At 64.3% G+C, this 13,396-nt stretch carries 8 protein-coding genes; 4 read left to right on the top strand and 4 right to left on the bottom strand.

What is annotated here, in order from left to right:
• Positions 1–2 precede the first annotated feature (2 nt).
• Complete coding sequence (locus TQ38_RS16675; protein ID WP_043974719.1) at positions 3–1,124, bottom strand: DNA alkylation repair protein; 1,122 nt, start codon at positions 1,122–1,124, stop codon at positions 3–5.
• A 10-nt stretch (positions 1,125–1,134) separates the two neighbouring features.
• Positions 1,135–2,253, bottom strand: a complete 1,119-nt coding sequence (locus TQ38_RS16680) for a zinc-binding dehydrogenase (protein ID WP_043974721.1) — start codon at positions 2,251–2,253, stop codon at positions 1,135–1,137.
• Positions 2,254–2,626: 373 nt separating this feature from the next.
• Here TQ38_RS16680 and TQ38_RS16685 point away from each other — a divergent pair, with 373 nt between their 5' ends.
• From TQ38_RS16685 to TQ38_RS16700, 4 genes are all read left to right on the top strand, one after another.
• Positions 2,627–2,902: an HU family DNA-binding protein gene (locus TQ38_RS16685; RefSeq protein WP_043974723.1), complete on the top strand. Its 276-nt coding sequence runs from the start codon at positions 2,627–2,629 to the stop codon at positions 2,900–2,902.
• Positions 2,903–3,055: 153 nt separating this feature from the next.
• Complete coding sequence (locus tag TQ38_RS16690) at positions 3,056–3,730, top strand: hypothetical protein (RefSeq protein ID WP_043974726.1); 675 nt, start codon at positions 3,056–3,058, stop codon at positions 3,728–3,730.
• A 240-nt stretch (positions 3,731–3,970) separates the two neighbouring features.
• Positions 3,971–7,378, top strand: a complete 3,408-nt coding sequence (locus tag TQ38_RS16695; protein WP_240198107.1) for an acyl-[ACP]--phospholipid O-acyltransferase — start codon at positions 3,971–3,973, stop codon at positions 7,376–7,378.
• 91 nt (positions 7,379–7,469) lie between these two features.
• A complete protein-coding gene (locus TQ38_RS16700; protein ID WP_043974729.1) occupies positions 7,470–9,269 on the top strand; it encodes a diguanylate cyclase in 1,800 nt (599 codons plus the stop codon).
• Positions 9,270–9,314: 45 nt separating this feature from the next.
• On the opposite strand, the gene TQ38_RS16705 is transcribed toward TQ38_RS16700, so the two are convergent.
• Both TQ38_RS16705 and TQ38_RS16710 read right to left on the bottom strand, forming a co-directional pair.
• Positions 9,315–11,048 carry an amidohydrolase gene (locus tag TQ38_RS16705; protein ID WP_082057642.1) on the bottom strand — a complete coding sequence of 578 codons (1,734 nt, stop codon included), beginning with the start codon at positions 11,046–11,048 and terminating at the stop codon, positions 9,315–9,317.
• 101 nt (positions 11,049–11,149) lie between these two features.
• Positions 11,150–13,249: a TonB-dependent siderophore receptor gene (locus TQ38_RS16710; RefSeq protein ID WP_082057643.1), complete on the bottom strand. Its 2,100-nt coding sequence runs from the start codon at positions 13,247–13,249 to the stop codon at positions 11,150–11,152.
• Positions 13,250–13,396: the final 147 nt, after the last annotated feature.

The raw sequence follows: 13,396 nt of genomic DNA on the forward strand, positions 1-13,396 counted from the left end.
GCTTATTGCGCCGGAACAGGACTTTCCAGTAGCAGGAATTCACTGCGCGCCATGGTCCGCCCGTTGACCAGCAAGTCCAGCGCATGGATGCCGGGATGGTGCCGCCGGGTGCTGAAATCCCGGATCGTCTGCCGGATGCCAAGGCTGATGGTCTCACCTGCAGCCAGTTCAAACGTTTTCAGCTTGAACACCTTGGCGGCGGTCTTTCCGCCCGGGCGGGCGTAATGGATGCGATAATCCACCACCAGCTTCTGCGCCTGCGCAGATGTCGACACCACTTGCGCCCCGATCGTGATCTCCCCGCCAAGCGCCACATTGCTAGGCGTGGCCGCGAACAGACGCACCTCTACCTCGGCGCCGTGTGCCACTCCGATCAAGGCCAGCGCGCCGGGATCGCCTTTCTTGATGAGCTTGCGCAAAGCATGGCGCACGATCCACTTCGTCCCGGCATCCCCCTGCGGCCAGGTGCCCAGCCGATCCAGCACCCACTCGGGCCGGTCCTTGGCGATGTCGTTGAGATGATTGGCCACCGATTTGCGTACATAGACGCTGCCATCGGCCCTGAGCGCGTCGAGAATCGGCGCGGCAAGGGTCGGTTCGCCCTTTATCGCCGGCACCCGCGCGGCCCAGGGAAGCCTCGGCCGGCTGCCTTCGCTGGCAAGGCGCCGGACATGTTCGTCCGGGCTGCCGGTCCAATCCAGCATGACGGCCAGGGTCCGCGCCGGATCGTCCGCAAGAAACGGCCGGATCGCGAATTCGGCAGTGCCGAAACGGGTGAGCCGGGCAAGCGCCGCCATCGACAGGTCGAAATGGTCCCGCCCCCGGCGCGCGACGAATTCGGTCACCGCCACAGCCTGAAAACCGTGGTTCAGTCCGGGCGCCATCGCGAGGATGACCTCCAGCGCCGACGGATAATCCTCCGGCAGCGCTGGAACCAGGGCATCGGCGATGTGCCGCACCCGCTGCATGATCGAAAGGTCGCCCAGCCCGGCTGAGGCAGCGTCCAGAAACGCCGCCCGGTCAAAGCGCGGAGATGCGGCGGCCCCGGCCTCGGCGATTACCGCCAAGGCCGAGGGCCCCAGAATGTCCTTCAAAAGCGCAGGCGCGCCCGTCTCGTTTGCCATACGATCCGCCTCAGCCCAGCGTGGGGTCGATCAGGAACTTCTCTCCCGTCGCCTTGCGTTCGTAGGTCCTCAGGATTTCCGGCTCCAGCGCCTGCGCAAGACCGATGACCTTCGTGTAACGGCTGCCGAAGGTCGTGGTAAGTTCATCGACAACGCGCGCCCGCATCCGGGCCGCCACGTCCTGCCCAGCCTTGCCCAGAAAAGGGAACAGCAGCCACCCTCCGGTGCTCCACTGGAAGCCGAAGGAAAGGCGGTCCAGCACTGTCGGCGCGGTGTCCAGCGCGCCATAGATATAGAGCTGCTTGAACGTATTCGATCCATAACGGCTGTACTCGGACATGGTGCGGATCGCCGCGCGCTCCATCGCCAGGAGTATATCGCTGCCCAGCGTTCCGCCGCCGATGGCATCGAAGGCGACCGTCGCTCCGGTCTGCTCTAGCGCGTCGGTCAGCTGCGCGATGAAGTCCTCATCCTTGCTGTTGACCACGTAGGTGGCACCAATCTCGCGCAGGATCTGCGCCTGCTGCTCCGAACGCACGATGTTGACCAGCGGTATCCCGTCGGCAAGGCAGATCTTCTGCAGCATCTGCCCCAGATTGGAAGCAGCGGCGGTATGGACGATGGCCTTGTGACCTTCGCTGCGCGCCGTCTCGACGAAGCCCAGTGCGGTAAGCGGGTTCACGAACATCGAAGCCCCGTCCGCCGCACTTGCGCCTTCGGGCAGCGGGATCACGTCTCGCGCGGCGACCCGGCGATAGTCGGCATACATGGCGCCGCCGATCATGCCCACGCGCTTGCCTTCCAGATGGCTGACGTTCCGCCCCGCAGCGACCACCGTACCGGCACCCTCGTTGCCGACCGCCATCGACTGGCCCAGCCGCCCGCGAGCACCTGCCAGCCTCTCCTGCGGAACGGTGAAGGCAATGCCGCCCCCTGCCCCTGTCTTCAGCGAAGATATTTCCGCCGGGCCAAGCAGCAGCCCGAGATCGCTGGGGTTGATCGGCGCGGCCTCGACCCGCACGACGACTTCATCGTCCCCCGGATCGCCGACGATCACATCTTCCAGCGAGATCGTGAGGATGCCGTCTTCGGCAAGGGTCGAGCGCAGTTCGCGTCCGCTGAGCGTCATGTTCGTCTCCTTAATGCGGCAGCCGCCAGCAGCTGCCCCGACCGGCCTGGCTGCCGGTCGCCGGACCATATAGTACGTTTTCAGGCAATTGCTTCCGGAGGGTGACTCAATCCGCATTTGCTCGCTTTCGTCGTGTCCTGACGGCGTGATTCGCCCTCCAACTGCCTCCTGGCGCGCCAAATCTTCGGGAAAACCGCTCTATGCGCACCGTTTTCAGCCAGTTTGATGCTCAGACGGGCTGGACCAACCCGGAAAGAGCGTTATGCCTGAGCGCGGAAGTACTTTGGTGAGCGGTAATGGCCTGACAGTGACGGTGCCTGCGCAAGCCGCCAGGGTAATTTCCCATAAACTCAATTCGACAGGAAGAACCATCATGAACAACAGCGATCTCGCCGACGTCATCGCCACCGACACCGGCATCACCAAGACCGACGCCCGCAAGATCGTCGATGCCGTTTTCGACGCAATCGGCAACGCGGCGGCGAAGGGTGAGGAAATCTCGCTCAACGGTTTCGGCAAGTTCAAGATCAAGGACAGCCCGGAGCGTGAAGGCCGCAATCCCGCCACCGGCGAGACCATGACCATCAAGGCTTCGAAGAAGCTGGCGTTCGCGCCCGCCAAGGCGATCAAGGACAAGCTGAACGGCTGATCGTTCAGGTGATTGGCGCTCCGCAGCTTGCGGGGCGCCAATCACCGCCCCTCTGCTACCATGCACTGAACGACGATAAGTACTGGCCTATGGCCGGATCATCGGTCATCCTCCCGGTTTTGCAACCCGGCAGGAGAACATGTGTACCGCCCGATGATGCTCGCGATAAGCGCAATAGTCGCCATCGCCCCGGCCACCGTGATGGCCAACACGCCGCGCGAACTTCTGACCGCCGCCGCTTTTCAGGCCCCCAACAAGCCTAAGGCTCTGGCACTGATCGGCCAGGCGATCACTGCTTCCGACAGGATATTGGCAGCGCGTCCGGGCGACCGTGAAGCCACGCTCCAGCGCGGCGTTGCCATCGGTTACCGCGCCAAGCTCACCCGCAGCCGCTCTGATGCGCGCACGTCTCTCGGCATATTCGAACGGCTGGCAGCACAGAACCCGCGCGATCCCGAAGCGCAGATGGTCATCGCCGGCTGGCACCTCGACGCTATCGACCAGTTGGGCGCCTTCATGGCCCGCACAGCACTTGGCGCAAAAGCCCAGGTTGGCGAGGCCGCCTTGGACCGCGCCGTCGCGCTGGGCGGTGAGCGCGCCTTCTACCCCGGACTGGCTGCGATGATGTCCATCCGCCGGGATGATACCGACGTAGCCCAGGCCCGCCGCTGGGCCGAAGCCGCCGCCGCCGGACAGACCCCCACGCCCCTGGATACCCTGATGAAGCGCGCAGCGCTGGCCATCCTTCCTGCCCTACGAACTAACGATGGCAAAGCTGCAGCGGCCCTTTCCCGAAAGCTGCTGCCCTTCGGAAAGATCGCGGATTAGACCCCAGCCAACCGGGTCATGCTGAGCCGAAAAAGCGCGTTCAAACGCCTTCAAATCCAAAATTGAACGACGTGCAATTCTTTAATTGAACATCGTCTTTTAATGTGCGATTTCACGATTGTCGGCGAATCAGAGGGCCGGCGCCTATAGCCGAAGGCCTAGGCTACTCCTCGTGACTGATTTCGCGGTCTTCGCTTAACCATTGCCTGCTAATCGTTGGCGCAATTGGGGGATCTATTCGTGTCTGCACCTGACCTTTCGCTGCTGGGCAAACGCCGCTTCGCGCCGATGTTCGTCGTTCAGTTTCTGGGCGCTTTCAACGACAACCTGCTGAAGTTCGCCATGTTGTTCCTGGCGAATTTCGGCATTTTCGCAGCAGAGCCCGAAAAGGCGGAGATGCTGGCAGCCTTGGCCACCGGCCTGTTCATCGCGCCCTATTTCCTGTTCTCGGCGCTGGCCGGGCAACTGGCTGACCGCATCGACAAGGCCCGGCTGGTACGCTGGATCAAGCTGGCCGAAGTCGGCATCATGGGTATCGGAGTTGCCGGTTTCTGGTTCCAGTCGATCCCGGCGCTGATGACGGCGCTGTTCCTGATGGGCCTGCATTCGACGATCTTCGGTCCGGTCAAGTATTCCATTCTGCCGCAGCATCTTGGCGAACACGAGATCATGGGCGGTACCGGCCTGATCGAGGCCGGGACCTTCCTCGCGATCCTGGGCGGGCAGCTTCTTGCAGGCGTGATCCCGGCCTGGGAAGCGGGGCTTGCGGCAATGGGCGTCGCGCTGCTCGGCTATATCGCCGCGCTTGCCATTCCCGCTGCTCCCCCGCTCAAAGGCGGTCACCCGGTAGACTGGAACGTCTGGCGCGGTACGATTAGCATCCTGAAGACCGCGCGTCATGGCCGCGGGGTATGGCTTTCGATCCTGGGCATCAGCTGGTTCTTCGCAGCCGGCGCGGTGCTGGTATCGGAATTCGCGCCGCTCGTCAGCGGTACGCTGGCAGCCCGGCAGGAAGTGGCGACGCTGTTCCTGGTGATCTTCTCGGTAACGATCGCATTCGGCTCGATCGCGGTGAACAAGCTGCTCGGCGGAAAAGTTTCCGCGCGCTACGTGCCGGTTTCCGCACTGGCGCTGGCGCTGGGCCTGATCGACCTGTGGCTGTCGACCAGCGGCTTTTCCGTCCGCACTGCCGGCGCTTCGGTGCAACAGTTCATCGCTACGCCGGGCGCTATCCGCATCCTGATCGATCTGGGCGTCATTGCCTTTGCCGGCGGCATGTTCATCGTCCCCCTTTACGCAATCCTCCAGATCGAGAGCCTTCCCGAAGAACGTTCGCGCATCATCGCCGCGAACAACATCGTCAACGCCGCCGTAACCGTGGTCGCGGTGCTGGCGATCACCGGGCTGCTGGCATCCGGCATGGACGTGCCCGGCCTGATCGGTGCGCTGGGCTTCGCCTCGCTCGTCGTCGCGTTCGTCAGCATCTGGCTGTTGCCGGAAACCCTGTTCAAATGGGTGATCCGCACGATCCTCAAGACACTCTACCGCGTCGAGGTATCGGGCATCGAAAACATGCCCCGCCCCGGTGAGAGCGCGGTGGTCGTGGTCAATCACCTCAGCCTGCTCGACGGCGTGCTGCTTGGCGCGTTTCTGCCGGGCAAGCCGACGTTCGCGATCAACACCCACATCGCCAGGGCATGGTGGGTAAAACCCTTTCTCGGCCTGTTCGAAGCCTTCCCCGTCGACCCAACCAACCCGATGGCAGCCAAGGCGATGGTTAAGGCCGTGCGTGAGGGGCGCACCTTGGTGATCTTCCCCGAAGGCCGGATCACCGTCACCGGCGCGTTGATGAAGGTGTTCGACGGCCCCGGCATGGTGGCCGACAAGGCCAACGCCCCGATCGTCCCCCTGCGCCTCGACGGCCCGCAACGCACGCCTTTCTCCTATCTCAAAGGCAAAGTGCGTCAGCGCTGGTTTCCGAAAATCACGCTGACTGTGCTGCCGCAGCGCCGCTTTTCCATCGCCGGCGAACATGGCAACGAAATGAGCGCCCGCCAGCGCCGCGCCGTCGCCGGTCGCCGTCTCTACGACGAGATGAGCGCGATGATCTTCGACACCACCGACACGCACCGCACTCTATTCGAAGCGCTATGCGAGGCACGCGACATCCATGGCGGCAAAGTGGGCATCGTCGAAGACGTGAAGCGCGTGCCGCTTACATACGACCGTTTGCTGATCGCCGCGCACATGCTGGGCGGCAAGCTGTCCCGGACCACTGCGCAGGGTGAGAACGTCGGGTTGCTGCTGCCCAATGTGAACGGCGTGGCCGTAGCCTTCTTCGCGCTTCAGGCACAGGGCCGGGTCGCGGCGATGTTGAACTTCACCGCCGGACTCGCCAACCTAAAATCGGCCTGTGCAACCGCACAGATCCGCACCATCATCACCGCCCGCGCCTTCGTGGAACAGGCCAAGCTGGACGATGTGATCGCCGCGCTGGAAAGCGGCGGCATCAGTTTCGTCTATCTCGAGGATGTCGCCGCCACCATCACCGCAGGCGCCAAGCTGCGCACGGCATTGCTGCGAAGCCGGATCGCGGGGCGCCACCGCCGTCTGGGCATTTCTCCCGATGCGCCGGCGGTGATCCTTTTCACCAGCGGCTCGGAGGGCACGCCCAAGGGGGTCGTCCTCACCCACCGCAACCTGCTGTCGAACTGCGCGCAGCTTGCCGCCCGGATCGACTTCAACGCCAGCGATGTAGTGCTGAACGCCCTGCCGGTGTTCCACAGCTTCGGCCTGACGGGGGGCACCCTGTTGCCGCTCCTGAACGGCATCCGCACAGTGCTCTACCCCAGCCCGCTGCATTACCGGATTGTGCCCGCGCTCGCCTACGATGCCAATGCCACGATCATGTTCGGCACCGACACGTTCCTCGCCGGCTATGCGCGCATGGCCCATGGCTACGACTTCTATTCGCTGCGGTACATCTTCGCGGGTGCCGAGCGGGTGCGTGACGAAACGCGCAAGGTCTATGCCGAGAAGTTCGGGCTGCGCATCCTCGAAGGCTACGGCGCCACTGAGGCCGCGCCGGTGATCGCGGTCAACACGCCGATGCATTTCAAGGCAGGAACCGTGGGCCGCCTGCTGCCGGCGATCGATGCGCGCCTCGATACCGTGCCCGGCATCACCGAAGGCGGCCGCCTCAATATCCGGGGGCCCAACGTCATGGCCGGTTATCTGCTGGCAAGCGATCCAGGGCGGCTCCAGCCTCCTGAAAGCGGGTGGCACGATACGGGAGACATCGTCGCCGTGGACGATGACGGCTTCGTCACCATCCGGGGCCGCGCCAAGCGTTTTGCCAAGATCGGCGGCGAAATGGTCTCGTTGCCCGCAGTCGAAGGCTATGCCGCTGCCGTCTGGCCCGGCGCGGAACATGCCGTCGTCACCCGGCCCGATGCGAAGAAGGGTGAGCAGCTGATCCTGTTCACCACTGCCCCATCGCCCGATCCGAAGGCCCTGCAGGAATGGGCGCGCGGCAACGGCGTGACCGAACTGATGGTCCCGCGCGACATCCGCAGCATTGAAGCGCTGCCGGTGCTGGGGACGGGCAAGATCGACTATGTCACGCTGGGGCAATGGGCCCTGACCTGAAGCCACGGCGGCTCGAAATTTCGCTGCCGAATTCGTAGGTTTTCGCCGCGATACGCACGAAAAAGTAACCATGCTGCGTCATGGTCCCCTTATGCGGATCGCGACGATTACGAACTGGGCCTATGCGACGACGGTCTGCTTGACCATCGCGGCCGGGATAACCATGGTGCTGGCATCCAGCGCCGACCGGGTGGAGCGCGCCGCCGTCAAGCAGCGCGATGTCTTCGACGAATTGACCTTCGAGGTCGAGGACGACATTTCACAGCTGTCGGACCGGGCGCGCCTTTTTGCCATATCGGCAGACCCCGCACACGCCGCCGTCTACCAGCAGACGCTGGCCGGTCTGGGCTCGGTGGAAAAACGCGTCGGCAAGCTGCGCGACAACGGTGCCGGGGCTGAGGAACTTCAAGCCCTGCACGAAGGCCTGCACCTCGCCAAGGGCCTGGAGGACGAGCAGCAGGCTGCCATGGCGGCGAAGATTGCAGGCGACGGCGACCGTGCGCGCGCACTGGTGTTCGGGCCGGAATACGAACGGGAACTGGAACGCGTCCGCTCCCGCCTCGGCCATTTCCGCTACGTTTTGGATCAGCGCTCGGACCGCGCGATAGAGGATGCCAGCTTCGCCTCGCAGCGGCTTCGGACGGTATCCGAAATCATGGTGGCCATCACCGCGATCCTGTTCCTGTTCGTCCTCGGCTTTATCCTCAAGCACCGTATCCTGCGGCCCGTGGTTACTCTGAGCGACGTGATCAATCGGCTTGCCGATCAGGACTACGCGGTGGAAACGCCGCTGTTCTCGCAAGTCGACGAAATCGGGGACATGGCCCAGGCCATCCGCATCTTCCGCGAGAACGGACTGGTGCGCCAGAAACTGGAACGTCAGCGCGACGCCGACTGGCAGGTGCGCGAAATGCTCGCCCGCATGACCCAGCGCTTGCAGGGCTGCGAATCCGTCAGCGATCTGTTCACTGTCGTTCGTCTATTCGCGCCGGTCATCGCGCCGGACCTCGCAGGGCGGCTCTACATCCTCGACAACCGGATCGACCTGATGGTCTGCGCCGCCGAATGGCAAGGCCCGCGCGGGACGGACGCGGCGTTCGGGCCCGACGGCTGCTGGGCGCTGCGCCGAGGGCAGATCCATAGCCCCGGCGGCGAGATGGTCGATGTGCCCTGCGGCCATGTCGCATCCGAGGCTACGCAGGCGACAATCTGCGTGCCCCTTACCGCGCAAGGCGAGACGATCGGCCTGCTCGTCCTGGAAAATCGGGTCGCGGCGCGAGAGCCGGACGCATCCACCAGCGCGTACATCGAACTGATGTCGGAAACCGTCGGCTTGGCTCTCGCCAACCTGAACCTTCGGGAGGCACTGCACGAGAAGGCGTTGTTCGATTCCCTTACCGGCCTGCGCAATCGGCACGACCTGGACGAAAAACTGCGCAAGCTGGTCCTTGGCGCAGAAGCATCGGGCCTGCCGCTTGGCTGCCTGATGATGGACATCGACCGCTTCAAGAGCCTCAACGACCGCTTCGGCCACGATGCCGGAGACCTCGTCATCCGCGCAGTCGCAGGGGTTTTCGGCGGTGTGATGCGCGACGAGGGACTAGCGTTCCGCTATGGCGGCGAGGAATTCCTGATGCTGATGCCCGGCTTCGACGAACAGCAGGCAATGGCCCGCGCCGCTCTCATCAAGGAGCGGATCGGGGAACTGGAACTCGTCCATGAAGGCACCGCGCTGGGGCCCGTCACCGTTTCGATCGGGCTGGCCGTCTATCCCTGGCACGGCCCGGCGCAATCGCTGATCCTGACCGCCGATGCTGCGCTGCTGCGCGCCAAGGAAGAAGGGCGCGACCGTATCGTCGTCGCCTCACGCCGCCAACGCAGCGCCGCCTGAAGAAGATAGGTGCGGGACGGCCCCGCACCGAGACATCGCCCGCCGTCAGCGGGCAGTACTGCCATCCAGCGACCCGTATACCATCTTGCCCCGGAACACCGTGGCGACGACTTTGGTTTCGTGGATCTGCGTTGGCTTCAGTTTGAAGATGTCGTTGTCCAGCACGACGAGGTCGGCGCTCTTGCCCACTTCGATCGAGCCGGTTTCCTTGTCGAGATGGTTCACATAGGCGACGTCTAGGGTGTAGGAACGCACCGCGCGCTCCAGCGAGACGGCCTGCTCCGCGCCGAGAGGAGGCAGGTTGCCGCCGGGCGCCACACGGGTCAGCGCCACTTCGAGGCCCAGCAGCGGATCGGCCGATGCGACCGACCAATCGGCGCCGTAGGCCAGGCGCCCGCCGAACTTCACGATGTTGCCCGCCGGATAGATGTATTGCGAACGGACCGGGCCGATGCGCTCCTTGGCGAGGTCCATGTAAGGCTCGTTACAGGCCCAAAGCGGCTGGAATATCGCGGTGACGCCAAGTTGGCCGAAGCGCGGCTGGTCGGCCGGGTCGATCACGTTGAGGTGCGAGATCATCGGCCGAGTGTCGCTCTTACCGTCAGCCTTGCGCGCGGCGGCCACTGCATCGAGTGCCTCGCGCGTCGCACCGTCGCCGATGGTGTGGTAGTGCGACTGCATCCCCGCCTTGTCGAGCGCAGCGGTCGCGGCGGCGAGCGTGGCGGCGGAAATCTGGGTCGAACCACGCTCGCTGGTGCCTTCGTAGGGTGCGAGCATGTAGGCGGTCTGCTGCGGGATCACGCCGTCGATGTAGAACTTCACGCTGCGCGCGGTGAGGCCTAGCGACTGCGCGCGCTCGGATGCCTTGATCAGGCCGGGAAGCTGGTCGATGCCCTGCTCGTTCTTCCACTTGAGGTCGATGGCAACGTCCACGGTCAACGCGCCCTTGTCGGCTACGGCCTTGTAGGCGTCGATCACCGCGCTCGACCCATCGGCCTGCCACTCCACCCCGGCATCGTGCCAGCTGGTGATGCCCAGCGCATTGAAGTGCTTGACGGAATACGTGATCGCGTCCTGAAGGTCTTGCGCGGTGGTCGCGGGGACCAGCTTCGCGACGAGGCCTTGCGCGGCTTCCTGAAGACCGCCGACCGGCTCGCCGGTCTTGGGATCGCGGTTGATCTGGCCGTTAGCGGGGTCGGGGGTGTCCCTGGTGATGCCCGCCAGTTCCAGCGCCTTGGAATTGACCCAGAGGCTGTGCCCGCCGGTCGATTCGAAAATCAGCGGCCGGGTGGAGGATAGCGCATCGAGAACGCCCTTGGTCGGCACGCCATTGGGCGGAAACAGCCCGTCCTCCCAGCCGCCGCCGTGGATGACGGACGTGCCGGGGCTGTCGGCGATGCACTTGGCGATGATGCGGCGGTAATCGTCTACCGAGTGGCCATCGTGCAGCGCGCAGCCGGTGTGGCTCATGCCGCCGAACACCGGGTGGTTATGCGCATCGCCGAACGAGGGCATGACCAGCTTGCCGCCCATGTCGACGATTTGCGTGGACTTGCCGGCCGCCTTCTTCACCTGCTTCGCGGTCCCGACGGCGACGATCCGCCCGGCGCGGATGGCCACGGCCTCGGCCCAGGGATGCGCGGTGTCGACGGTGTAGACCCGTGCGTTGGTGAGGATGACGTCGGCTTTTTCAGGCGCGGCGGTTGCGGCAGCGAGGGGGAGCGCCGTCAGCGCCGTGGCGGCTGCCAGCCGCGTGAAAGTGTGCGAGGTACGGGTCATGACGGCGGTCCTTATGATGTCATCGTATAGCTGCCCGGGGCAGGCCCGGCGCGAAAAACGCGGGAGCCGGCAGAGGCCGGCCCCCGCGAGGCTGGTGGGTATCAGAACGTGCGGCGCAGCGTTGCCAGGATCGTGCGATCCTTGCCAAGGTAGCAATAGCCCTCGGGCGCGCTGCGGTCGTAGTTGCACAAGGTGTAAGTGGTGGTGTCGAAGATGTTGCTGGCGTTGATACCCAGCGACCATTGATCGTAAGTGACTTCGAACATGGCATCGACCAGTGTGTAGGACGGCGTCGTGAAGTTCTCAAAGCTGTCGACTTTTTCGCCCTGGTAGCGCACGCCGCCGCCGACCCTTGCGCCGATGTCCTGCGTTAGCGCGAAGTTCTTGGAAGCCCAGATCGAAGCCGCGTGCTTGGGCAGGTTAGCGACCTGGAAGCCCTGACGACCGGTGGTGTCTTTCAGGATCGTCGCGTCGAGGTAGGTATAGGCGGCCGAGACCTGGACGTCGCCCGGCATGCGCAGTGTGCCTTCCAGCTCGACTCCGCGCGAACCCACGGTGCCGGTCTGGATCTGGTTCTGAATGTCGTTCGGATCGCTCATGACCCCGTTCTTTTCCTCGATGTCGAACACCGAGGCGGTCAGCAGCGCGCCGCGGAAGGGCTGGAACTTCACGCCCGCCTCCCACTGACGGCCCGTGCGCGGCACGAAAGGCACACCGTAAACGCTGGCTCCGAACACCGGCAGGAACGATTCCGCATAGCTGACGTAAGGCGCGATCGTATCGGTCAGGTCGGCGACCACGCCAACGCGGAAGGTCCAGGCCTTGTTGTCGGGCAACTTGTCGCTGCCCGCCTTGGAGGTGGCGGTGTCGTGCCGCGCGCCGACGACCACCGAAACGCGGTCCCAGGCGCGCATCTGGTCCTGGAAATAAAAGCCGAGCTGCGTGTTGGTGGTCTTGGTCGGGAAGAAGTTGAACGATTCGATCGGCTGGCCGTAGACCGGGTTGTACACGTCAAGCGGCGGTGCGTCGTAGGCCCAGCCCTGGTCGGCGCTCTGGCGGAACCAGGTGTAGTCCACGCCGAACAGCAGCTGGTGCTCGATCGGGCCAGTATCGATCTTGACGACTACGCGGTTGTCGGTGCCGATGCCCTTGTCCCGCTCGAGCCGGGTGTACCAGGCGCGGTTGACCAGGGTGCGCGCCACGTCAGCGTAGCTGGCAAGGCCGTAGACTTCCGCATAATCGGCATGGGCCTTGAAGGCGCGGGTGCTGCTGCTGAAGGTCACGTTGTCACCGAAGCGCTGGGTGATCAGCAGGGTGCCGGCCTTGTATTCGGTATCGGTGTGGTTGAAGCCTGGTTCGCCCAGGAACGTGTCGGGCGATATCTTCACGCTGTCGTTATCGGCGCCGATGGTCTTGCTGATCGGCAGGTAGGTCTGGCTGCCCATTCTGTCCCGCTGATACAGGCCGATCAGGGTGATATCGGTGTCCGGGCCGGGCTTGAACATGATCGAGGGCATCGCCAGCAGGCGGTTGTTCTTTTGCGAGGGCTGCTGCAGCTTGGCATCGCGCGCCACGCCGACGAAGCGGGCGGAAATGCCGTCCGTGAGGGGGCCGGTCACGTCGAAGTTGAACTGCTTCATCGCATCGGTGCCGACGATGACATCCATCTCGCCGCCAAAGGTTTCCTGCGGGCGTTTGGACATGCCGTTGAACAGGCCCCCAGCCCCGCCCGCGCCGTACAGCACCGAGGACGGACCGCGCAGCACTTCGGCGCGCTCCAGCGTGAAGATATCCAGGCGGGCGCCGTAGATGAAGGCGGGCATGCGGTTCACGCCGTCTAGGTATTGTACGGTATCGAAGCCGCGCGCGGCGAAAAAGTCGCCGCGGGTGTCGACGCCCTGTACTTCCGTGGAGACGCCCGCGCTGTACCGGAAGATGTCCTGGAAGTTGACGGCGGCCCGGTCCTTGAATTCCTGCGCGGTTATGACGCTGACCGACTGCGGCAGTTCCATGATGTCGGTATCCACTTTGGTGCCGGTGGAGGCGCGGCCGGTGACGATGATCGGATCGTCGCTCGGCTCAGTCTCGGCGGCCAGCACCGTGCCGGGCAACGCGGCGGCGAAAGTGCAGGATGCCGCAAGCAGCGCCTTGGTCAGACGGCCGGTTCGGCGGCGGTCTAGCGAATTGTCCCTCATGCTCATGTTGTTCCCTTGAATATCGTTGTGGACCTGATCCCGACGCGGTTTTTCCGTCGTTCGGGAGGCCCCTCCTGCTGTCCGTGCATTGAACAACAGGCTGGGCGCGCAGCCACGCCAATTTCAGGGTAAGCGGTCCGGTTTGACGGGTAA

This window comes from Novosphingobium sp. P6W (assembly GCF_000876675.2).
Lineage (GTDB): Bacteria > Pseudomonadota > Alphaproteobacteria > Sphingomonadales > Sphingomonadaceae > Novosphingobium.